Below are 23715 nucleotides of genomic sequence, written 5' to 3'. Positions count from 1 at the left end.
GTGCAGACTTTTTATGCGTGTATTGCAGCTTAATTTTGAACGTGGCTGGCGCGGTGGTGAACGGCAAACTTTGTTGTGTTTGCAGCAGCTGCGCAAGCGCGGCATAGACGCCCAATTGTTGGCGCGGGCGGGTGAGCCTTTGGCGCAGGCGGCGCGTGCCCAAGGGTTTACCGTGCACGAGGCGAAAGGGGTGTTGGGGGCGTGTTTCAAGTTGTTGTGTATCGGACGCGGGTTTGATGTTCTGCACGCGCAAACCGCCAATACGCTGAGTTGGCTGGCGGTGCTGAAACCCTTGTTGGGTCGGCTGGTGGTGTTTACCCGCCGCACGTCTTTTCGGGTTACGCCGTCGAAACAGCCGCGCACCGCAATGAAATGGCGGCGGGTCGATGCGTTTGTTGCCATTAGTGAAGCAGCGGCAGTCGAACCGCGGCGACTGGGGTTGAATGTTTCCATTATTCGCAGCGCCATTGAGCCTGCTGCGCTGAATGATGACCGAATTGCTGAGCTGAAGCAGCGTTATGCGCTGAATGACAAGTTGGTGGTGGGCACCAGCGCGGCCTTGACGCGTGAGAAAGACCCCTTAACATTGGTGCGCGCTATTCACCAGTTGCGTAAAACCATCCCGAATATAGTGTGCTTGCATTTTGGCGGTGATGGCGATGTGTCCGATGCGGCCCGGCAGTTGGTGAAAGAGCTGGGCTTGTCGCAGCACTATGTGTTTGCGGGGTTCGAGCCGGGCGTGGAAGCAGTCTATGGGCTGTTCGATGTGTTCGCCTTGTCTTCCGTAGAGGAGGCGTTGGGCAGCAGCGTACTGGATGCGTTTAGCCAGAATGTGCCTGTGGTGGCGACCCGGGCCGGGGGCTTGAAAGAAAGCCTGGCCGAAGGGCGTGGCTTGCTGTGCGACGTGGGTGATTTCCGCACTATGGCCGAGAACCTGGAGCAGGTACTTCAGAATCCCGATTTGCGTGCGGAAATGACCCGTAAAGCCCATGACTATGTTTTGCGCGAGCACAATGTGAAGGTGATGGGCGATCGTTATGTGGCGCTATACCAGGCTGCGCTAAAGCAATGAGTGGGTATTGAATTTCGAGCGGTGTACGGAAAAAAAGGTGCGCACATTGCGGATGTTGCCTTGCTCGGTAAACAAACGATGTGCCAATGCATGGTAGGCGGGCATGTCTTCCACTTGCACCACCAGAATGAAATCCGGCCCCGGTGAAACGCGATAACACTGCAAAACCCGCGTTTCTTTGTGCATCTGTTGTTCAAACGCGGCGAACACCTGCTCGGTTTGGGTGTTCAGGGTGATTTCGCAAATGGCCGTGAGGCTGTTGCCCAGTTTTTCAGGGTTCAAAATAGCTACTTGTTTTTCGATGATGCCGGCCTCGGTTAGGCGACGTACCCGCCGCAGGCAGGTGGGGGGCGAAGCATGTACCTGTTGTGCCAGCTCCAGGTTCGACACCGCGCTATTGTGCTGGAGCGCATTCAGAATGCGGATGTCCAGGTCGTCGAGTTTGACTGCGGATTTCGTAAGCGCCATCGTCTATTTGTGAAATAATATTTCATGGTTACACATTATTGAAATATTATTTCATATTAAAGATAAATAAGAAATCTTATTTCGTTCAGCTTTGCGCACAATAAGCCATTGCCTTATTTGGCTTGTGTGCAAGGAGAACGAACGATGTGCGGAATTGTTGGCGCTGTGGCGCAGCGTAATGTAGTACCCGTATTGCTGGAAGGCTTGAAACGCCTGGAGTATCGTGGATACGATTCCTGCGGCGTGGCCGTTCATGCAGACGGCGACTTGCAGCGCGCCCGCAGCACGCATCGTGTGGCGGAACTGGAGCGCGAGGTGCAAGACACCGCGCTGGCCGGCTTTACCGGAATTGCGCATACGCGCTGGGCAACGCACGGTGCACCCGCCACCCACAACGCCCACCCGCATTTTTCCGGCCAAAGTCGTGGAAAAGCCCGCATTGCCCTGGTGCATAACGGCATTATTGAAAACCACGACGAACTGCGCGAAGAGCTGGAAGCGGCCGGTTATGTGTTCGAAAGCCAGACCGACACCGAGGTGATTGCGCATTTAATCGATCATCTGTATTCGGCCGACTTGTTCGAAGCCGTGCAAGCGGCGGTACGCCGTTTGGAAGGCGCCTACGCCATTGCTGTGTTCTGCCAAGACGAGCCGCACCGCGTGGTGGGTGCACGGCAAGGCTCGCCGCTGGTGGTGGGGTGTGGTCAGAATGAAAACTTTCTGGCGTCGGATGCGCTGGCGCTGGCCGGCACCACCGACCAGATCATTTACCTGGAAGACGGCGACGTAGTGGATTTGCAGTTGTCGCGTGTATGGATTGTGGATGCGCAGGGCAATGAGGTGAAGCGCGAAGTGCACACCGTACAAATTCATACCGGCGCGGCTGAGTTGGGCCCTTACCGCCATTACATGCAGAAGGAAATTTTCGAGCAGCCGCGCGCGGTGGGCGACACCCTGCAAGACATTCAAAGCATTACGCCGGAATTGTTCGGTGACGGCGCCTACGACGTATTCAAAACCATTGACCGCGTGTTGATTCTGGCGTGCGGCACCAGTTACTACGCCGGGATGACCGCGCGTTACTGGATTGAATCGGTGGCCAAGATTCCCGTAAACGTGGAAATTGCCAGCGAATATCGCTATCGCGACAGTGTGCCCGACCCGCGTACGTTGGTGGTGACCATTTCACAATCGGGCGAAACGGCCGATACCCTGGCGGCGTTGAAGCACGCGCAAAGCCAGGGTATGGAACATACGCTGACGATTTGCAATGTGGGTACCAGCGCCATGGTGCGCGAGTGCAAGTTGTCGTACCTGACGCGTGCGGGGGTTGAGATTGGCGTGGCGTCGACCAAGGCGTTTACCACGCAACTTACCGGCTTGTTTCTGCTGACGCTTGCTCTGGCGCAGGTGAAGGGCCGCATTAACGAAACCCAGGAGCACGATTACCTGAAAGCGTTGCGGCATTTGCCCGTGGCTATTACTGCCGTGCTGGCGCTAGAGCCGCAAATTATGGCGTGGGCCGACCGTTTTGCCAGTAAAGAGAATGCGCTGTTCCTGGGCCGTGGTATGCATTACCCCATTGCTATGGAGGGGGCGCTGAAGCTGAAAGAGATCAGCTATATTCACGCGGAAGCGTATCCGGCCGGGGAGTTGAAGCACGGGCCGCTGGCGCTGGTGACCGACCAGATGCCGGTGGTAACGATTGCGCCGCGCGATGAGTTGCTGGAGAAGTTGAAGTCGAATATGCAGGAGGTGCGTGCGCGTGGCGGTGAGTTGTATGTGTTTGCGGATGCGGATACGCGGATTACGGCCAGCCCTGGGATGCATGTGATTCGGATGCCGGAGAACTATGGGAAGTTGTCACCGATTCTGCATACGATTCCGTTGCAGTTGCTGGCGTATCATGCGGCGTGTGCGCGGGGGACGGATGTGGATAAGCCGCGGAATTTGGCTAAGAGTGTGACGGTGGAGTGATTGGTTGCTTGCTTGTCGCTGGTGAAGATTGAAAATAAAGTCTGTCGGAAGGGAATAAAGTCTGTCGATCTTTGGGTGGGCTCAACTTCTTCCAAAACCGGCTATCTTTCAATTATCTTCGGTCTTTTTTTTGTTCTTAAGGCGATGCAGCCATAGTAAAATAGCAGGCAATTTGAGAACGATTGGAAGGTCCGGACGATGTTTTCGTTTTCGGTAGTATTTGTGTCGGCTCTCGTTCACTGAACAAGGGGGGTTGGAAGCACGTTTATAGTATTCTGAGTGAAATAACCCAACAGAAGCAAAGCAAGGCTGGACGCGCGAAGTAATCATTGAACTTTACCCCTGTTAGGGCGCGTTTACATTTATGGTTGTTTGTCGCGGACGTAATAAAAGTGATTGGAAACCTTCTCGTCCCAGCCATAATTGCATTGCACCTCGATGCGGCTAAGCCATAGGGCTCCGAGTGTCCGTGGTTGTAGCACCGTCTGATGCCAGTAGAACGAGATTTGCTAAAGCTCGTCCGATCTGCATTGTTTCCGGACTGACAGTAATCACTCGCCAGAACAGCTCCAGGGGGGCTTAGGGTGTTTCATTGTATCAATGGTCCGATCGCTGTCATCATTGACGATATCGCTCGTTTTGTCCGTTTTGATGCATTGTCGTTCAATCACTCAGTTGAGTCCCAGTTTGCCGTTTACCGCATATTCATAGGCTTAGAGCGGAATGTCCTTGACGTTGATTTTGCTGTTGTAATGCAGGGTAGTCAGATCTTTCTTGGCACCATGCTTTATCTTCCTAACGTGATAATCATCATCAGTCTTGACGGTACTGATGACCGTAGCGAGGTAGGTGGGTAGCAGCAAGGATCTCCCGTGGAGTTGACCCACCAGCGTGGCTTGCTGCTTATCGTTTAGCGTGACTGCGACCTCAGGTAAGTTTCACTTCTTTTCAAGGTCTTTGGTTACGCCTTTAATCAAGAAGGGTGAGTGCTTAGGTCCTGATACAGGAAAATGTACGGGCCTAAGTTGCGCACACCTATTTTTTCTGGTCGTGCTGCATGCGTTTTTTGTAGGTATTGACGGTTTCGAGCATTGTCTTTCCTAACCGTTTATTTCTTCTGCAGCCGCATTTCCAACAAGTTTATATCCTCGCGCAGTTGACGCATCGTTTCGTCGATACTGCCAGTGTGTAGTCGTCTGTTCTCCTCTCGCACGACAGCGTTTAAAGCCAAGTCGGCAATTGAATCCACCACTTGTTCAAGCGGGATTTTACCCTTTGGGTTGAACCACCAAGCACACCAGTTGCACATGCCCAGTAAGGCAAAGGCTGTCACCTTTGGCTCGGAGTCTCGAAACTGACCGGCAGCAATGCCTGCCTCAATAACCGTAACGAAGCGGTCAAGTACCAGTCGTCGGGAGTCTCTTGATTTCTTTCGCAAAATTGGCGCTAGAAGCTCTTCGTTGCGTTCGACAACTCTGAACTGCAGCGGGAGGCTCAAGACTAGCCTGGCATGCTTGCGAACCAATCCTTCTAGCGCTTCAATTGGCTCAGGTGTTTGCTCAAGCGTGTCGGAGGCAATTCTCCCCGCCATACCGGTAATTTCGGATGTTAACTCACGAAGTATGTCGTCTTTGTTTCGGAAATAGTAGTAAATGGCCGTTCGCGTTACACCCATGGCTTTAGCGATATCACCCATGCTCGTACCTTGAAACCCCAATTGTATGAATAGCGTTGATGCTACTTCTAGAATTGATTCTTTCAGCAGTTCTCGGCGAGTAGATTTTGTGCTTACTGATGAGTTTCTGACCATGCCCGACGTGCGTCTTTAGTTTTAGCTAGTAGCCAATTATATGAGTTAGCCCCGTTTTCCTGCCTAGGTGTTTATACTATATAGACAATTTTTTAACATAAGTGTCAAAATATATATTAGAAGTAATCTATTAAAGGAGATCAAGGCATGAGTGTGGGTATAGCGGGTCGAAATGGGTCTAAAGGCGAGCAAGTAACGGCGGGCTTTCTCAACACCGATTGGACGCCACGCGATCTTCCTATGGGCGCAACCACGCGCAATGTCGTGCTGCGAACCAAAGATAACGCCGCGACAGGCGGTGCGTTGTATTGCCCTGAAGCTGGTTCGGAAACCGTCATTTGCATTATGCACCCACGAGAGTTTATGGCGTGTCATTATTTAATTCCCGATATTGTCGAGGCGGGTTATGCGGCATGGTCTCAGTGGCCGCGCTCCGTCGGCAACGACTTAAGGTTGGAGCATGAAATTGCGTTATACGATGTCGCGGCTTCAATGTCGTATTTGCGGGCTGTAGGTTTTCGGAATGTCATCGTGTTAGGCAATTCGGGTGGAACCGGTTTGTATAGTTTGTATGTCGAGCAGGCGGCATTGCCGCCTTCCGAGAGAATTGCGAAAACGCCGGGTGGCCGGCCGACTGGTTTGGCTGAGCTTGAGATGCCGCAAGTCGATGGTTCGATATTGGTGGCGCCTCATCCAGGTCAGGGGGCCTTGTTGCTTAAGTGCATCGACCCTTCCGTCCTTAATGAGAACGATGCGCTTTCTACTGATCCAGAACTAGATCCTTTCTCAACTAAAAATGGTTACATCTCGCGTAAAGATGGCGCAAAGTATTCAGCTGAGTTCGTGGAACGATATCGACTGGCGCAGCATGAGCGTGTCGAACGGCTTGACGCGGTTGCTCATAAATTAATTGCGCAGCGTATGGAAGCTAGAGCCAAATTGAAAGCCGGGAACGCCAATGAGTACGAGAAGAGGATGGCAACACACACTCCTATCATGACTGTTTGGCGAACCGACGCTGACCTTGATTGTTTTGATCGCTCGCTCGACCCGTCGGATCGGGAGCTTGGGTCGGTTTGGGGAAATAATCCGTTCGCATCTAATTACGGTTCAGTTGGGTTTGCGCGGATGTGTTCTCCTGAGAGCTGGTTGTCCACATGGTCAGGGCTGTCGTCCAATGCATTATTCAAAAAGACTGCATCTGCCTTAAAACAGCCAACGCTGCTTATCGAGTACACCGGAGACCAAGCATGCATGCCGTCCACAATACGGACAATTTTTAATGACATTGCGGCAGAAGACAAGCATCACGAACGCGTAAAAGGCGACCATCATGGCCGAGCGCTTGCAGCCGATGAGGAGGCTGGCCGATACCTTGCAGGACGCTTAATTCAAAAATGGCTAAGAGAACGATTCCCAAGCTCTGCGTGAAGCGTCGTCTTTTTGTGCCTATTCACAGGTTAAACCTTTCAAGGAGGTGGAATATGACTGCTTCATCAGGCCGTCTTGTATTAAAGGGCGTAGACCATACCGCGCGCCCCACATGGAAGCTCAAAGAAACTATTGAGTTTTATCGCGACATATTGGGTTTAGATCTCGTTCACGCTATATCGGCGCGAGGGTGGGGGCCGGCAACGCACCCCGACTTTCTTCATTTTTTCTTCGATAGCGGACGGGCAAGCACGATTGCGTTTTTCTACTATCTTGGAACGAAAGCACCAGATGAAATGACAGGGCGTGAAGCGACTAAACCGTGGCCAGAGGATTTTGTAACGGACGCGAATCACACAGCTTGGCAGGTTGATAGCGAGGAAGAGCTACATTCTTGGAAAGAGCGGTTGCAGGATAAGGGTGTAGATGTGTCAGTCGAAACGCGTCATGAGGTGATTGAGTCTATTTATTTTCGTGATCCTAACGGGTACTTCTTAGAGATTACACGTAAATTGAGAGCATTAAACCCGAGTGATTATCATGATGCCGAGCGCACCGTTGAGGCCGCGATTTCTCTGGAGAGTGAACGCGAAGGAGGAGTTGCCGGTATTGCATCAATAGATGAGATATGGCGTCGAAAAGCGAACAAGCTATTGCCAGACCTTCCCTCGGGCAGTGTTGGTCTGCCTGTATTGAAGGTGCCAGAATTCCAAGCGTTGGTTGATGCTGCCGCTGAAAATAGCGATTGTCGAGTTAGTGACCTAAATAACGATTACTGGCTTGTTCAGGCGTCGGTTCCCCTTGAGTTTAAACGCAAGGCGTTAGGTTTAAAGCCAGCGATTTGGTACGGCTTATTTACGGGCGGAGTCGCTGGAACTATTTCCGTTTTTGACAGAGATACCGTACGTATTGAACCGTGAGTGAACAGACAGGAGGAGACAGGCGTGTCTAGAATAGAAAACCCCATTGAAGGGGTTGTTTACCAGACTGAAGATAAAGCTGATTTTTACCTGAGCACAGGCGCTTGGGTTAATAGTACGGTTGGCGAAACTTTGCGCTCAACCGCAGCCAAGTTTCCAGATCGGTCCGCGTTTGTCAGTGACGAACGAACGCTTACATTTAGAGAGCTGGATGAACAGACAGACCTCATTGCGGGAGGGTTGCTTGATATCGGGTTAATGTCCGGTGATCGCGTGCTTTTTCAACTGGGCACGACTATTGAAACGGTTCTTGTGGCTTTTAGTTGCTACAAAGCGGGCATTGTTCCCGTGTGTACTATCCCGCAATACAGAGAAGTTGAAATAGATGCTTTAGGGAAAACTAGCAAAGCGAAAGCACATTTCGTACAAGCGGATTTTAGTGGATTCGACTTAATCAAATTCGCGCAAGAAGTACAGCAGAAGAATTCGAATATTGAACACATCATCGTCGTTAGGGGCAAGGCGCCAGATGGTACTCATGCCCTTGACGCATTAAGCAGTCGTTTGTCCTTAGCCGCCGCGCGGGAACGCTTAACATCGGTTTCTATCAGTCCGCGCGATGTATTGAGCTTTCAATTGTCAGGAGGCTCTACCGGTTTACCAAAAATCATCCCTCGATTTCATGCAGAGTACATAGGGCATGCTGTTGGGTGGTCAACGCGATATCAAATAGACTGTTCATCATGCATTATTTGGTCGCTCCCGTTGATCCACAATGCTGGTCAGTCATATGCATTATTGCCGCCCATTATTTTTGGTCTTACGGCGGTGTTGATGCCCAAGGTCGACATTCAGCGGATGCTGGAGTTAATCGAAATACATAAAGTGACACATGGGCTATCGATTGGCCCCATTGCGCCACAACTTATTGCGTACACCGGCATTAATAAACATGATCTTTCATCGTTGAAATTGTTTTCGACAATGAGTCGAGCCGATAAGCTCGAAGCTCACTTGGGTGTGCCTTGTTCGAACCTATATGGCATTACAGAAGGGTTGGTACTGGGCTCGCCGGCCGATGATCCTGATTTTGTTCGCCATCATACGCAAGGTGCAACGGGCACGCCGTGTAACGAGATTCGTGTGCTGGATCCAGATAGCGAGGACGTCATTACACTGGGGAATGTTGGCGAACTTTGTTTCCGCGGCCCGTATAGTCTTCTGGCCTATTACGGCGATGAGGTAGCAACGAAAAAAGCCTTAACTTCCGACGGTTTTTTTCGCTCAGGTGACATGGTGATTGAGCATGTTATTGATGGACGTTCTTATTTTGCTTTTCAGGGGCGCTTGCGTGACAACATAAATCGTGGTGGCGAAAAAATTGGGTGTGAAGAAGTCGAAGAGTATGTCTGCCGGCACCCGGCTATCGCTGATGCAAAGCTTGTTGCAATGCCTGATCCTTTCTATGGCGAAAAAGGTTGTATTTATTTAATTTTAAGAAAAGGTTTTGAGGCACCGAATCTTAAAGCGCTTGCCGATTTTCTTGCTGCTCAAGGGTTGGCCAAGTTCAAGTGCCCAGAGCGCATAGAAATTGTTGATGCTTTCCCGGTAACGCGGGTTGGGAAAGTGGATAAAGCATTGATGCGGCAGGATATTGCGCAAAAGTTGGAGCGCGAAAACAGCGACGCTTAACGCGTTGAAATTCTACATTCAGGAGATACAGATGAAAAAAAATTTAAAAGCACTAATTGCAGTTGCGCTGACGACTTTTGCGTTTCAGGTCCATGCCGAGGATAAGGTTAGGTTAGGTTTTATTGCTGCACTAAGCGGTCCGTTGGGGGTGCTCGGAGCTGAGCAGCAACGTGGTTTAGACCTGGCGCTTGAACACCTTAATAATCGCTTAGGTAATCGAACGGTTGAGCTTTACACGGCAGACTCTCGGGGTAACCCTGGCGTTGCTGTGCAAGAGGTGTCCAAGCTAATCGACCGAGATGACGTTGATATTGTTACTGGCGCTACAGCCTCAAATGAAGTTGTGGCGTTAGTAAAACCGATCGCTGCTGCTGGCTTAACTCTGGTTGGGTCCAATGGTGGACCCTCTCCGCTGGCTGGAAAAAATTGTAGTCCCGCTTATTTTAGTGTGGCCTTTCAGAACGATCAATGGAGTGAGGGGATGGGCAAGTACATGAATGAGCAGGGTATTAAGCGTGCTTACTTCATCGGCATGGACTATCAGGCGGGCTGGGATCACGTAGGGGGTGCAGAGCGCACTTTTGAGGGTGAGAGGTTGGCCAAAGTGTTTACCCCGCAATCTCAACTGGACTTTTCAGCCGAGCTTGCGCAGATTCGTGCCGCTAAGCCCGATGGGGTTTTTGCGTTTTATCCTGGCGGGGCTGCTATTGCTTTCGTGAAGCAGTATGCGCAGTCTGGTTTGGATATACCGCTATTTTCTAACGCAGGGTTGGTCGATACGTTGTTTCTGGACGCCTTTGGCGAAGATGCTCTGGGTGTCACTGTTACATCCAACTATAGCGCGAAGTTGAATAATTCGGCGAATAAGAAATTTGTCGAAGACTTTAGTAAGAAATATGGTAGGGATCCGTCGTTTTATGCCGCTCAACAGTACGATGCGGTGATGTTACTTAACCAAGCAATAGCGAAGCTTCCTGAGGGTAAATTTGACCGTGAAAAAGCTCAAGATCTGATCGGCACTACATCCTTTGACAGCGTTCGCGGCAATTTTGAGTTCAATCGTAACCATATGCCTATTCAAACCGTTTATGCACTAAAGGTGGTTAAAGGAGATGACGGAAAGCTGGCGCTTAACCTTGAAGGGGTTGCAACAGAGAGCGCTGAGGATCCTTACGTGGCCGAATGCCAAATGGGCAAGTAGCAGTAGCACAAGGGGGCGGCAATGAGTTTCTCGATACTGCTTGAGCAGTTGTTCAATGGCTTTCAATACGGCATGTTGCTGTTCTTGATGGCCATTGGGGTTACGCTGGTATTTGGCGTGATGCGGCTGGTGAATCTGGCCCATGGTTCCATGTTCATGGTGGGGGGTTACCTTGCCAGCGCAGCGGCGCAGGCCACGGGGTCGTTTTGGCTCGCGGCATTATGTGCGCTGGTGGGGGCCGCCATTATGGCGGCTGTAATCGAGATCCTTATTGTTCGCTCGCTGTATCGGCGGGGCCATATGGATCAATTGCTGGCCACGTTTGGCGTGACGCTCACGTTAAACGAACTGATTGTGGTGATCTGGGGGCGTGAGCCTGTATTTGTGAACGTGCCGGCCATGCTAAGTGGGCATACCGACATTCTGGGCTTCCCCTATCCGGTTTACCGCCTGGCCATCACAGGTGTCGCTATTCTGGCGGGCCTGGTATTGATGTGGGTAGTTACTAAAACCCGCTTCGGCATGTTGGTGCGCGCGGGGGCCGATAATCGAACCATGGTCGCAGGGCTGGGCGTGAACGTAACCGTACTGTATACCCTGGTGTTCGCGCTGGCGGCGTTTCTGGCGGCGCTGGCGGGCATGATGTCCGGCCCGCTGATTGCCATGCAGCCAGGGGTAGGCGACCCCATTCTCATCCTTACCCTGACGGTGGTGTGTATTGGCGGATTTGGTTCGTTAAAGGGCGCGCTGGCGGCTTCCCTGCTGGTTGGTTTGCTGGATACGTTTGGTCGTATTTTTGCGCCGCAATGGTTTGGTGCCGCCGGTAATGCCCTGGCCAGCATGCTGGTTTATGTATTAATGGCCGCGGTGTTGTATTACCGCCCTGCCGGACTATTTGCTACGCGGGGAGGTCACTAATGCGTACCTTATTTAGCGCTTCTTCCAGCCGAAGCTGGATTCTATGGTTGCTGTTGTTTCTAGTGTTGTTGCTTCCGTTCTCGGGGGAAACGTATTACATCAAGCTGGTGACTCGCATCATTATTTTCGCAATTGCCGCCTTAAGTCTGGACCTGTTGGTGGGGTATCTGGGCCTGGTCAGTTTTGGGCATGCGGCGTTTATGGCTATTGGCGCCTACACCGTTGGCATTATGGCATCCATGGGGTTCTCATCCGCGTGGATTGTGTGGCCGCTGGCCATGCTGCTGGGCGGCCTGTTCGGCCTGGTGGTGGGGTTCATTTCCTTACGCTGCAGCGGGCTGTATTTTATTTTCATTACGCTGGCCTTTGCGCAAATGGTGTTTTACGGTGCACAAAGCTTGCGCGCTTATGGCGGTGACGATGGCTTTGCGTTGCAGGTCGCCAGCGTTGTGGCGCCTAATGTTGTGCTGTCGAACCCGGTTACCTTGTTCTACGTTAGCTTGTTCATCTTGCTGGCCTTTCTCTACATCAGTTATCGCCTGGTGAATTCGCCTTTTGGCAAAATCGCCGTAGCGACGCGCGACAATGAAACGCGGGTTCATGCGGTGGGGGTCGACCCTTACCCCTACAAACTCGTCATGTTTGTCGTGTCCGGCGTAATGGCGACGGTATCGGGGGCGCTGATGGCGAATCTCACTTCGTATATTGCGCCGGCTTACGTGAACTGGCTGGTGTCCGGAGAGCTATTGGTAATGGTGATTCTGGGGTCGGTGGGCACCTTGGTGGGGCCAATTCTGGGTGCGGCCGTATTTGTTGGCCTGGAGCATTGGCTGTCTGATATTACTGAACACTGGATGCTGATTCTGGGGCCCCTCATTGTGATTCGGGTGCTTTTCCTGAAGAACGGTATCTATGGTTTGTTTTCTCGCACTCGCAGTGCCGATCTGTCGGCCGATCGCGCCGCCTCGGGAGGTCACTGATGGAAGCGACGCCTTTACTTGAACTACAAGGTCTGAAGAAGTCGTATGGCGCTTTGTGCGTAACAGACGATGTGTCTTTAACGGTTGAAAAAGGGGGAGTGTATGCCCTGATCGGGCCCAATGGGGCGGGCAAAACAACGTTGGTTGGGCAGTTGTCAGGCCTGGTTTCTTCCGATGCGGGACGCATTCATTTTATGGGTCGGGATATCACCGGCCTGAGTACCGCCGAACGTGCCCAGTTGGGAATGGGGCGTTCATTCCAGATTACCAGTGTGTTTCCCACCTTAAGTGCCCTGGAAAACGTAGCCCTGGTAGTTAGAGCGCACGCCGGGTTGGGTTTTCATTTCTGGAAAGCGGCGCACCACTACACGCAGGCGCAGCAAAAAGCAGCGCATTGGCTGGAAACGGTTGGCTTGCCTCACGCGGGTGACGGGCCTTGTGCCGAGCTGGCGCATGGTGAGCTCAGGCAGCTTGAGTTAGCAATGGCGTTGGCGGCCAACCCCCATTTGCTGGTGCTGGATGAGCCCATGGCAGGGCTGGGGCCAGCCGAATCCCGGCAAATGATTCAGCTGTTAGCCGAACTCAAAAAAGACTATGGCATCTTGTTGATTGAGCATGATATGGACGCCGTATTTTCATTGGCAGACCGCATTTCTGTGCTGGTTTCAGGGCGTGTTGTTTTTAGTGGGTCTGTTGACGAAGTCCGCGAAAGCGAAGTGGTGCAACGGGCATACCTGGGAGGTGACGATGAGTAATCCGCAAGCGCACGCAAATCCCATGTTGACCGTCAGCGAGGTTGACAGCGGCTACGGACGCGGGCAGGTGCTGTTCGACGTTTCTCTGTCTATTGGCGAGGGCGAAGTGGTGTCACTCATGGGCAAGAACGGCATGGGTAAAACTACCCTCATCCGCACCATTATGGGCATGTTGCCCTTGCGTAAAGGCGATATTCAATTTAACGCGCGGTCCACACGCGGCATGGCGATGCATCGCATTGCTGCAATGGGCTTGGGCTGGGTGCCCGAGGGGCGCTTGATTTTTCCTAGCCTGAGTGTTGAGGAAAACTTGGTGGCGACCGCCTGCAAACGCAAGGGGCTGTGCCATAGCTGGACACTGGAGCAGGTTTATGCGTTATTTCCCCGGCTGCAGGAGCGTCGTGATAACGGTGGCGGGCAGTTGTCAGGCGGTGAACAACAAATGCTGGCCATTGGCCGTGCGCTCATGACCAACCCCAAACTGTTGATTCTGGATGAAGCCACTGAAGGGCTGGCGCCCAAGATCCGACAGGAAATCTGGCAAACCCTGTCGCGAGTTAAAGAAACCGGGCAATCCATTCTGGTAGTAGATAAGGATGTTAAAGCCTTGTCGAAACTGGCAGATCGACATTACATGATTGAAAAGGGTCGTATTGCCTGGAAGGGCAATACTGAGATGTTAATGGCTGACACGCAGCGCGTGCAGCAATATGTTGGTGTTTAAGAGGATCTAATGAAAATTGCAATTGTAGGCGGTGGGCCCGCTGGTATGTATTTCGCGTTGTTGATGAAAAAGCGAGATGCGAGTTACGAAATTACTGTGCACGAGCAAAATCCGGCAGGAGCAACTTACGGTTGGGGAGTTGTTTTTTCTAATGTTGCGTTAAGTTTTTTGGAACAAGCTGATGCTGAGTTCTACCGGAAATTTATCGCTAGTCACGAACGTTGTGATTACATGGAGGTAATTCACAAAGACGTGCGCGTGCAGTTACGAAACAATCATTTTTCGCGTGTTTCACGCATTAATCTGCTCAAAGTTTTGCAAGATGAATGCAAGTCGGTGGGTGTTAAGTTTAATTTTGACAGGCGAGTAGATGACGTTAGTGTATTAGGTGACTCCGATCTGATTGTGGGCGCTGACGGCGGTAATAGTTTAGTCCGTACGCAGTTTGAAGATCATTTTAAGCCGCATTTCGAAAAGCGAAGAAACAAATTCGCCTGGTACGGCACACATCAACTGTTCCACGCGGTGTCCCTAATTTTCCGTGAAACCGAGTACGGGGTATTTATTGCGCACAGCTACCAGTACAGCAAAGATCTCAGCACGTTTTTAGTGGAAGTCGACCCAGACACTTGGCAGCGTGCTGGCCTTGATCGTATGTCGGATGAAGAAAGTCAGCGTTTTTGTGAACAGGTTTTTGCTAAAGACCTCGGCAGCAACGGTTTGTTATCCAACCGTTCATTTTGGTTTTCTCCGAATATTGTTAGCAACGAGAATTGGTCGTACAAGAATATTGTATTGTTGGGAGATGCGCTGCGCACGGTGCATTTTTCATTGGGGTCGGGTACGCGTATGGCCATGCAAGATGCCATTGCCCTGTATGAGGCGATAAGTGAGCATGGAAACGACTTACCTGCCGCGTTTATACATTTCGAGAAGTTACGTCGCACGTCGTCAGCTGACTTTCAGGTTGCTGCTGCCAAGAGCTTAGATTGGTATGAGTCAGTAGATAAAAAAATGCACCTGAACCCCGTGATGTTCGCTTATGACTACATGCGCCGTACTGGGCGAGTGAGCCATGAGGCTCTAAGTGAGCGTGACCCATACTTTATTGCATGTTACGAGGCGCTAACAGCCGCCTGATTGCGGGGGCAATGTTTATAACCCTGGAAAGAGGTCTATTTTTGAATAGTAGAGCATTTGTATCGAAAATTTTGAAGTATAAGTTGTGCACGGCTACGTTTTCCCACTTTGTTGCTTGCATTTCTTTGCGGGCTTTGAGCGTTTCGAGGCTTTCGGGTATCCCCCCGAACAAGGCAATGGCAAGTCGACAGACTTCGAGTTAGTTTTCAATAATAGCTTGTCGCAAGGGAATAAAGTCTGTCGATCGTTTGTTGAGACTAACGTCAGGCAAAGTCAATGAAATACCAGCCATCTTCGCTCCTCTGTTGTTTTTGAGTGATGCGGCCGTAGTGAGATCGCCCAGTTATTATGTAAAAGGCTGAAAATCCGGGCGACCCTGCCATTCTCGCGTCTTGCTAATGCGCTGTGCCAAACTCTCAAGTTGCATATCGCTAGATCGCGCATATCCTGACATTGGTTGATCAATCTAGTGCTGAGACCCGTCGTTGTGCGTAGCTGTTCTTGGAGGCGGTAGTAACGTAGTGGTTCAATCTGGAAGGTTCCGGAATACCTAGAGTCAGACGTGGCCACTATTTTTACACCAATAATCGTGGCCTTACTGGATGTTGCCCGGTAGGCTTTCTGCCCTCCCGTTCAGCATTATTTCAGTTGCGATGCACCTGCCTGCGCGATGCAGGAGACTCCATTTTCGGGAACATCCGCGGGAAAGATGCCGGTCCTCTTGATGTGGCTAACTCTGGGTTAGTGATTGTTGACGGTCTATGGACCGTGTCGTGGCGGATATGCCATAGCTGAAAAGTGATTGGATTTGGACTCAAAGGTGGTAGGTTTTGGGCCGTCATCAAGCTGAAGCGCGCGTATCGCCCCCATCAAGAACGTCTCGAATCAATTGTGAGCTGAAAGGCGAGAGCGTCCTATGCAGCGGTTCCAGAGACTTTTCTGCGGATCCACTTTCTACCCTGTTCAGTTACATAATCCAGCTAAGTATCGTATTAGTTTTTACATCAAGGGTGTCAGGCGTATATCATTGCGGGAACTACCATAAGGATTTTTTTGCGGTGAACACTGAAACTCATTCCCAGACTGCGGCCTTTATCTGGTCTGTGGCGGATCTGCTGCGCGGGGACTTCAAGCAGTCCCAGTATGGACGTGTGATTCTGCCGTTTACCTTGCTCAGGCGAATGGAGTGCGTGCTTGAACCTACCAAAGAGGCTGTGCTAATTGAAGCAAATCGCCAGCAGAACCTTCCTGACGAAGTTCGAGACCGGCTGTTGCTGCGCGCGACTGGAAAAGACTTCTTCAATGCTTCGCCACTGAGCTTAGCCACGTTGTCTGACACTCAGACCGCCGATGACTTGATGAGCTACGTCAATTCATTCAGCAAGCATGCGCGCGAGATATTCGAGCATTTCCACTTCGAGGATTACGTTCAGCAGTTATCTGCGGCAAACCTGCTGTATCAGGTGGTGCAGCGGTTTGCGAACTTTGATCTCAATCCAGCATCCGTCACCAACTTTGGAATGGGTGTGATCTTCGAAGAGCTCATCCGGCGCTTTGCAGAAAGCTCAAACGAAACGGCCGGGGAACACTTCACCCCGCGCGACATCGTGCACCTGACCACTTCTCTGGTGCTGACCAACCAGGACGACAAGCTCAAACCCAACAGCATCGTGACCGTGTACGATCCGACTGCTGGCACGGGTGGCTTTTTGTCGGAAGGGGATGCCTACATCCAGTCAGTAAGTGAGAAAGTAACAGTATCGCTCTACGGACAGGAGCTCAATGCCGAGTCTTATGCCATCTGTAAAGCTGACATGCTGATCAAGGGCCAGGACGTTGCCAATATCAAGCTAGGCAATACCTTGTCAGATGATCAACTCGCCGGGCAGCGGTTTGACTACATGCTGAGCAATCCGCCATTCGGGGTGGACTGGAAGAAAGTACAGAAGCAGATCCAGGACGAAAGCACCCAGAAGGGCTATGACGGGCGTTTCGGCCCAGGGTTGCCCAGAGTGTCTGATGGCTCCTTGCTGTTTCTCCTGCATCTGGTCAGCAAGATGCACCCGGTCAAAGGTCGCGGATCTCGGATCGGTATCATTCTGAATGGCTCACCGCTCTTTACGGGCGGGGCCGGTAGCGGTGAATCGGAGATCCGGCGCTATCTTCTTGAGAATGATCTGGTCGAGGCGATCGTGGCGTTGCCCACCGACATGTTCTACAACACGGGTATTGCGACCTATGTATGGGTGCTGAGCAACCAAAAGGAAGACAAACGCCGCGGCAAGGTCCAGTTGATTGACGCCACCGATCAGTACGCCAAGATGCGCAAGTCTCTGGGCAGCAAGCGGCAGTACATCACGGATGAGCAGATCACCGAAGTCGTGCGTCTGTACGGAGCCTTTGAGGAAGGTCCCAAGAGCAAGATTTTCTCGAACCAGGCCTTTGGCTATCGTCGTATCACGATTGAACGCCCGTTACGCCTGGCATTTCCGATGACGCCAGAGCGCATTGAAGCCGCGCTCGAAGAGAAGGCCCTGCAAAAGCTGGATGCACCCCGAATGGCGGCTTTGCACACAGCGCTGAAAACACTAAATGACGATACTGTCCTCAGGAACAGGGACCAGTTCACCAAGCGGCTCAAAAAAGCACTGGCAGCACATGACATCACCCTGAGCACGCCCGAACAGAAGGCGCTACTCAATGCACTGGGAGAGCGTGACCCTGAAGCGGACATCTGCATGGTCAAGGGTCAGCCTGAAGCAGACACGTCCTTGCGCGACTATGAAAACGTCCCGCTCGGTGAGTCCGTGCATGCGTACTTCGAGCGCGAGGTCAAACCCCACGTGCCGGATGCCTGGATCGATGAGTCCAAAGCCGATGCCCAGGATGGCGAGATCGGCATTGTGGGCTACGAGATTCCGTTCAACCGCCACTTCTACGTATTCACACCACCGCGCCCCCTGGAAGAAATTGACCGGGACCTCAAAGCTTGCACCGATCGCATCAAGCAGATGATCGAGGAGCTTTCAGCATGAGCGGATTCAAGCCCTATCCAGAGTACAAGGACTCAGGTGTGGAGTGGCTGGGGGAAGTGCCGGCGCATTGGGCCACGCACGCATTCTGCCATCTCTTTGCTGAAAGGTCAGACTCTAATGTGGGTTTGAAGTGCACAAACTTGCTGTCACTCAGCTTTGGGAGAATAGTCAGAAAAGACATCGACTCGTTAGACGGGCTGTTACCTGCATCATTTGAGACTTATCAAATAGTTCAGCCTGGAGACATTATCTTTCGGCTCACAGACTTGCAGAATGATAAAAGAAGCCTGAGGACTGCGATAGTTTCTGAGTGGGGAATAATAACCTCAGCTTACCTATCGGCTTATTCCAGCCGTGTTAATGCAGCCTACTCCAGTTATCTCTTCCGATCATATGATCTGAGGAAGGTTTTTTACTCCATGGGCGGTGGACTAAGGCAGTCAATGAAATTCGAGGATCTTCGACGCTTATCGATACTGTCCCCTCCTGCTGAGGAGCAAGCCCAGATCGCCCGCTTCCTCGACCACGAGACCGCGAAAATAGACGCTCTCATTGCCGAGCAACTGCGGCTCATTGAGCTTCTTCAAGAAAAGCGCCAGGCCGTGATCTCACATGCTGTGACCAAGGGCCTGAACCCGGATGCACCGATGAAAGACTCCGGGGTGGAGTGGTTGGGTGAGGTGCCGGCGCATTGGCAGATTAAGGCCTTGCGTTTTCTAGGTACATGCCAAAACGGGATCAATATTGGAGGTGAGGCTTTCGGCACTGGTTACCCATTTGTAAGTTACGGAAACGTGTACAAGAACAACCTACTCCCGGAAGCAATTACAGGACTCGTTCAATCAACTTTCCTAGATCGCGAGCGCTACTCGGTAAAAACAGGTGATGTTTTTTTTACCCGAACATCGGAGACAGTGGATGAGATTGGTTTTAGCTCCACCTGCATACAAGATGTCCCTAATGCTGTATTCGCAGGTTTTCTTATCCGATTTAGACCCTCTCGTGGTTGGATAGAGCCCACATTCTCTAAGTATTATTTTCGAAATCAACACCTAAGAATCTTCTTCAACAAAGAGATGAATTTGGTGACTCGAGCCTCCCTGAGCCAGGACTTATTGAAGCAACTGCCTGTACCACTTCCTCCTCTACCTGAGCAGTTAGAGATCTCCGAGTATCTGGACGATGTTTCTAAGCAGATTTCATCGCTGCTGGATCTTGCGCAAGAGACTATTTCCTTGTTAACTGAACGCCGCTCCGCCCTCATCTCTGCTGCCGTCACCGGCAAGATTGACGTCCGTGACTGGCAACCACCTGAAGGTGATTCTGTCGAGTTGAATGTTGATACGGAGGCCGCATGATCCAGGGCCGCAGCGTCCGTCTGTTTCTGGTCGATGGCACCCCGAACGGGTTGATCACGGCCGAGATCATGAACTGGACCGGCCATGTGTTAACCGGGCCTCGCACCAAACTGGCTGAACTGGTCCAGCGCCCTGAGAGTGGCCGCACCGGTGTGTATTTCCTGGTGGGCAGTGATCCCGACGGTGGTCCCTTGCCCATGGTCTATGTCGGTGAAAGCGATGACGTAGGCAATCGGCTCAAACAGCACAATCGCTCTGAGACCAGTGGCGGCAAGGATTTCTGGGAGCGCGTGTGTCTGATCACCAGCAAGGACCAGAACCTGACCAAAGCCCATGTGAAGTATCTGGAAAGCCAGTTGATCCGCAGCGTGACCGAGACAGGACGCTGCAAGGTGGTCAATGGCACGGCGCACGAGTATGTCAGTCTGCCCGAATCCGATCAGGCAGACATGGCGTTCTTTGTCGAACAGCTGCGCACCATCCTGCCCGTGCTCGGGTTTGATTTCCTGAAGACCGAACCCATACGGCAGGCCAGGGATCAGCAAGACGAACAGACGGATGAGTCACCCCGCTTTGTGTTTCGCCTGCCCACAAAAGGCATCGTGGCCCATGCCATCGAGCGTGATGGCGAGTTCATTGTCCTGGAAGGCTCCGCTGTTCGTGGTGAATGGGAGGGCGTGCTGGGTGGCTATCAGAGCCTGTATGACCAGTTGTGTGTAACGGGTGTGCTGGTCTCTGCGGGCGACGGTAAGCGTCGCTTTGCCAAGAATGCACCATTTACCAGTCCGAGTGCCGCAGCTGCTGTTGTGGCCGGTCGTACCGCGAATGGTCGAGTCTCCTGGCTGGTCGAAGCAAGTGGCATGACTTACGGGCAGTGGCAAGAGCAGCAAGTCAACGAAGCCAGCCAGATCCGAAACGACAACCTCGATACCTTACAGGCGCCTGAGCCCTAGCAACCCTAGAACCAAGGAGGCGGGGCCGGGTGAGCCGGACTCGCAAAGAGACCCGGCATGGCAGACAGCAAAGAGCACCAGTTTCAACACGACATCGTCCAGGCGCTTCAAACGCAAGGATGGCTGGTGGGCACCTCTGCCGGGTATGACCGCACCCATGCGCTCTACACCGAGGACCTGCTGGCGTTCTTCCAGGAGGCTTACCCGGATCGCTGGGAGAAACTGTGCAAGCTCAACCCCCAGAACCCGGCCAAGATCCTCGTTCAAAAGACTGTACGTGAACTGGAGCGCCAGGGCACATTGGAAGTGCTGCGTCACGGGTTCAAGATTCCGGGCGTCAAGATCGACCTGTGCAGCTTCAAACCTGACCACGGCATGAATCCGGAATCTCTGGCTCGTTATCAGGCCAATCGCCTACGCGTGGTGCCCGAGGTGTCCTACTCACCCTATGCCAAAGAGGGTCGGGATGGGAACTACAACCCGCGCCTGGATCTGGTGTTGTTTGTCAACGGCATTCCCACCGCCACCCTGGAGCTTAAAAGCGAGTTCAAGCAGTCGGTCGAAAACGCCAAGCGCCAGTACAAATACGATCGGCCGATCAAAGATCCAGTCACCCGCAAGGAAGAGCCGTTACTGACGTTCAAGCGAGGGGCTCTGGTCCATTTCGCCGTCAGTCAGTTTGAAGTGGCCATGACTACCCGGCTCGCTGGCAAAGACACTTTCTTCCTCCCCTTTAACCGGGGCACCGAGGATGGCGGTGCTGGCAACCCGTCTCCTGCGAGCGATTCAGACTACGCCACGGGCTATCTGTGGGAACAGGTCTTTGCACCCGATGCGTGGTTGCACGCACTCTCGCGCTTTCTGCACCTGGAGCGCGTGCGCGTGGAAGCCTTTGACGGCACTGTCTCGTACAAAGAGACGATGATCTTTCCGCGCTACCATCAGCTCGATGTGGTCAATCAGTTGCTCTCCGCCACGCGCGCCGAAGGTGCAGGTCAGCGGTATCTGGTTCAGCATAGTGCGGGTTCGGGCAAGTCCAACTCGATCGCATGGCTGGCCCACCAGTTGGCCTCTCTTTACGACGCGCAAGGACAAAAGCTCTTTCAGTCGGTGATCGTGGTGACAGACCGCACCGTGCTTGATAGCCAGCTTCAGAACACCATTTACCAGTTTGATCATGCGCAAGGCGTGGTGCGTCCCATCACGCGAGACATGGGTAACCAGAGCAAGTCTGAGCAACTGGCTGAGGCGCTGTCTGAGCAGACCCGCATTATTATTGTCACCATCCAAACTTTCCCGGCACTCTTTGATGCCCTGGACAAGTATCCCAAGCTGGCGCAGGGTCGATACGCCGTCATTGCTGATGAGGCGCACTCCTCCCAGACCGGAAGCTCCGCCAGCAAACTCAAGGCGATTCTGGCCGGGGCTGTCGCTGAGAGTGATGAAGACGGCGAGATTAGCGCAGAAGACATGCTCGATGCTGCGGTGACAGCCAGAAGTACTACCGAAAAGATCAGCTATTACGCGTTCACCGCTACGCCCAAGGCGCGCACCATTGAACTCTTTGGTCGTGTGCCTGATCCCTCACAACCCGCAAGTGCCGAGAACAAGCCGCAGGCGTTTCATGTCTACTCCATGCGCCAGGCCATCGAGGAAGGGTTCATTCTGGATGTTCTCAGGAACTACACCACCTATGACACCGCCTGGCGGATCGCGCATGCGGATGGGCCGGATGACGAGGTCGACAGCAAACAGGCCCGTATCCGGCTCGCCCGGTGGGTGCGGCTGCATCCTTACAACATCAGTCAGAAGGTGCAGGTGATCGTGGAGCACTTCCGGGCGACCGTACGACACCTGCTCGATGGTCAGGCCAAAGCCATGGTGGTCACCGGCAGTCGCCAGGAAGCCGTGCGCTATCAGTTAGCGATGAGAAACTATATTCAAGAGCAGGGTTATACAGACGTTCATCCGCTGGTGGCCTTCTCGGGTTCGGTCCTGCCAGACGAGGCGATACCAGAAGAGGTCAGTGAAACCAGCAAGTTGCTCAACCCCGGGTTGAATGGCCGCGAACATGCCAAGGCATTTGCCACCGAAGACTTCAATGTCATGATCGTGGCCAACAAGTTCCAGACCGGGTTTGATCAGCCCAAGCTCTGTGCCATGTACGTCGACAAAAAGCTCCAGGGCGTGGACTGTGTGCAGACACTCTCCAGGCTGAACCGCACCTTCCCAGGAAAAGAAAACACCTACATCCTGGACTTTGTGAACAATCCCCAGGAGGTGCTCGACTCGTTTCTGCCGTACTACAACAAGGCAGAACTGGCTGACGTCTCTGATCCACAAATTGTGTATGACATCCAGCGCAAGTTGGATGATGAGCAGATCTATCACTGGGAAGAGGTGGCTGCCTTCGCACAGGCTTTCTTTGATCCCAAGGCCCAGGCTAGTGCGCTTGCCTACCACTGCAAGCCCGCGCGGGACCGGTTCAGCAAGCGGTACACCCATGCCGTAGAAACTGAGCGCGAGGCCCGTCAACTGCTCGATCAAGTTCGCCAGCGCAATGACAAAGCAGGCGTCCAGAAGGCTGAAGTCAGCCTCAAGGAAGCGGGTGAGGCCGTCGATCGCCTGGAGCTGTTTCGCAAGAACCTGATCAGCTTTGTGCGGCTCTACGAGTTCCTGTCACAGATCGTGCCCTACGAAGACCGGGAGCTTGAGCAACTCAATGTGTACGCCCGGCATTTGTACCCACTGCTGCAAACCCATCGCCTGAGCTCGGAAGACCTGGAGCTCAATGACCTGGAACTCACTCACTACCGATTGACCAAGCGAGCCGAGCAGGACATGAAGCTCGAAGAATCCCCGGATGGCGATGGCCTGGAACCAGCCAATGCGGTGGGCAGTGGCAAACCCCATGACCCCGAGAAAAAGCGGCTTTCAGAGATTATCGAGGCCTTGAACGAGCTTTTTGGGGCTCAGGTAACCAATGAGGATCAACTGCACTTTGCCAAGGGCGTGGCTGATCGCGTGCAGCGAGATTCGGATGTGATGGCCCAGATCAGTCAACACAGCCCCGATCAGGTGATGCACGGGGCTTTCCCGAAAAGAGTGGAAGACATTGTGCTCGATGCCATGAACGACAATCAGTCCATGGCGCTTGAGGTGTTGGCCAACGATCAGAAGATGCGCAGCTTCGCCCGGACCATCCTGACGCTGCTGGTTCAACGATTGTAGGGGTATTGCCAGCGTCTTCCTATATTTTTGCAGATCAACAAACTTTGAAA

The 23715-nt window shown here is 52.6% G+C and carries 17 protein-coding genes; 15 read left to right on the top strand and 2 right to left on the bottom strand.

Features of this window, described 5'->3' with window-relative positions:
* The first annotated feature begins 13 nt into the window (after positions 1-13).
* Complete coding sequence (locus CJO09_RS06660) at positions 14-1072, top strand: glycosyltransferase family 4 protein (protein ID WP_119441665.1); 1059 nt, start codon at positions 14-16, stop codon at positions 1070-1072.
* On the opposite strand, the gene CJO09_RS06655 is transcribed toward CJO09_RS06660, so the two are convergent.
* Positions 1061-1540, bottom strand: a complete 480-nt coding sequence (locus CJO09_RS06655) for an Lrp/AsnC family transcriptional regulator (RefSeq protein ID WP_119441664.1) — start codon at positions 1538-1540, stop codon at positions 1061-1063. The two genes, CJO09_RS06660 and CJO09_RS06655, sit on opposite strands and share 12 nt — an antisense overlap.
* A gap of 144 nt (positions 1541-1684) precedes the next feature.
* Between CJO09_RS06655 and glmS the strand changes: the two genes are divergently transcribed.
* A complete protein-coding gene (gene glmS, locus CJO09_RS06650; protein ID WP_119441663.1) occupies positions 1685-3517 on the top strand; it encodes a glutamine--fructose-6-phosphate transaminase (isomerizing) in 1833 nt (610 codons plus the stop codon).
* 1108 nt (positions 3518-4625) lie between these two features.
* Here the strand turns inward: glmS and CJO09_RS06640 are convergent.
* A complete protein-coding gene (locus tag CJO09_RS06640) occupies positions 4626-5327 on the bottom strand; it encodes a TetR/AcrR family transcriptional regulator (protein WP_119441661.1) in 702 nt (233 codons plus the stop codon).
* A 147-nt stretch (positions 5328-5474) separates the two neighbouring features.
* Here CJO09_RS06640 and CJO09_RS06635 point away from each other — a divergent pair, with 147 nt between their 5' ends.
* From CJO09_RS06635 to CJO09_RS06575, 13 genes are all read left to right on the top strand, one after another.
* Positions 5475-6758 carry an alpha/beta hydrolase gene (locus CJO09_RS06635; protein WP_119441660.1) on the top strand — a complete coding sequence of 428 codons (1284 nt, stop codon included), beginning with the start codon at positions 5475-5477 and terminating at the stop codon, positions 6756-6758.
* Positions 6759-6811: 53 nt separating this feature from the next.
* Positions 6812-7678, top strand: a complete 867-nt coding sequence (locus CJO09_RS06630) for a VOC family protein (RefSeq protein ID WP_119441659.1) — start codon at positions 6812-6814, stop codon at positions 7676-7678.
* 24 nt (positions 7679-7702) lie between these two features.
* On the top strand, positions 7703-9370 hold the full coding sequence (locus tag CJO09_RS06625) for an AMP-binding protein (protein ID WP_119441658.1): 1668 nt from the start codon (positions 7703-7705) through the stop codon (positions 9368-9370).
* A 31-nt stretch (positions 9371-9401) separates the two neighbouring features.
* Positions 9402-10571, top strand: coding sequence for an ABC transporter substrate-binding protein (locus tag CJO09_RS06620; RefSeq protein ID WP_119441657.1), 1170 nt, complete (start codon positions 9402-9404; stop codon positions 10569-10571).
* Between the two features lie 21 nt (positions 10572-10592).
* On the top strand, positions 10593-11489 hold the full coding sequence (locus CJO09_RS06615; protein WP_119441656.1) for a branched-chain amino acid ABC transporter permease: 897 nt from the start codon (positions 10593-10595) through the stop codon (positions 11487-11489).
* Positions 11489-12469, top strand: coding sequence for a branched-chain amino acid ABC transporter permease (locus tag CJO09_RS06610; RefSeq protein ID WP_119441655.1), 981 nt, complete (start codon positions 11489-11491; stop codon positions 12467-12469). Before CJO09_RS06615 ends, CJO09_RS06610 begins: the two co-directional genes overlap by 1 nt.
* Positions 12469-13224, top strand: a complete 756-nt coding sequence (locus tag CJO09_RS06605; protein WP_119441654.1) for an ABC transporter ATP-binding protein — start codon at positions 12469-12471, stop codon at positions 13222-13224. The genes CJO09_RS06610 and CJO09_RS06605 overlap by 1 nt, the downstream gene beginning before the upstream one ends.
* A gap of 22 nt (positions 13225-13246) precedes the next feature.
* A complete protein-coding gene (locus tag CJO09_RS06600) occupies positions 13247-13948 on the top strand; it encodes an ABC transporter ATP-binding protein (RefSeq protein WP_119441975.1) in 702 nt (233 codons plus the stop codon).
* A 9-nt stretch (positions 13949-13957) separates the two neighbouring features.
* Entirely contained in the window at positions 13958-15088 is a 1131-nt protein-coding gene (locus CJO09_RS06595; RefSeq protein WP_119441653.1) for an FAD-dependent monooxygenase, read from the top strand.
* 1058 nt (positions 15089-16146) lie between these two features.
* Positions 16147-18123 (top strand): type I restriction-modification system subunit M, encoded by a 1977-nt coding sequence (locus tag CJO09_RS06590; protein ID WP_119441652.1) that lies wholly within the window; start codon positions 16147-16149, stop codon positions 18121-18123.
* Positions 18120-19481 (top strand): restriction endonuclease subunit S, encoded by a 1362-nt coding sequence (locus CJO09_RS06585; protein WP_119441651.1) that lies wholly within the window; start codon positions 18120-18122, stop codon positions 19479-19481. Before CJO09_RS06590 ends, CJO09_RS06585 begins: the two co-directional genes overlap by 4 nt.
* Positions 19478-20434, top strand: coding sequence for a GIY-YIG nuclease family protein (locus tag CJO09_RS06580; RefSeq protein ID WP_119441650.1), 957 nt, complete (start codon positions 19478-19480; stop codon positions 20432-20434). Before CJO09_RS06585 ends, CJO09_RS06580 begins: the two co-directional genes overlap by 4 nt.
* 57 nt (positions 20435-20491) lie before the next feature.
* Positions 20492-23665: a type I restriction endonuclease subunit R gene (locus CJO09_RS06575; protein ID WP_119441649.1), complete on the top strand. Its 3174-nt coding sequence runs from the start codon at positions 20492-20494 to the stop codon at positions 23663-23665.
* The last annotated feature ends 50 nt before the right edge of the window (positions 23666-23715 follow it).

It is taken from the genome of Neopusillimonas maritima, assembly GCF_003576595.1.
Classification (GTDB): Bacteria; Pseudomonadota; Gammaproteobacteria; order Burkholderiales; family Burkholderiaceae_B; genus Neopusillimonas; species Neopusillimonas maritima.
This window is presented reverse-complemented; position numbering and strand designations above follow the sequence as displayed.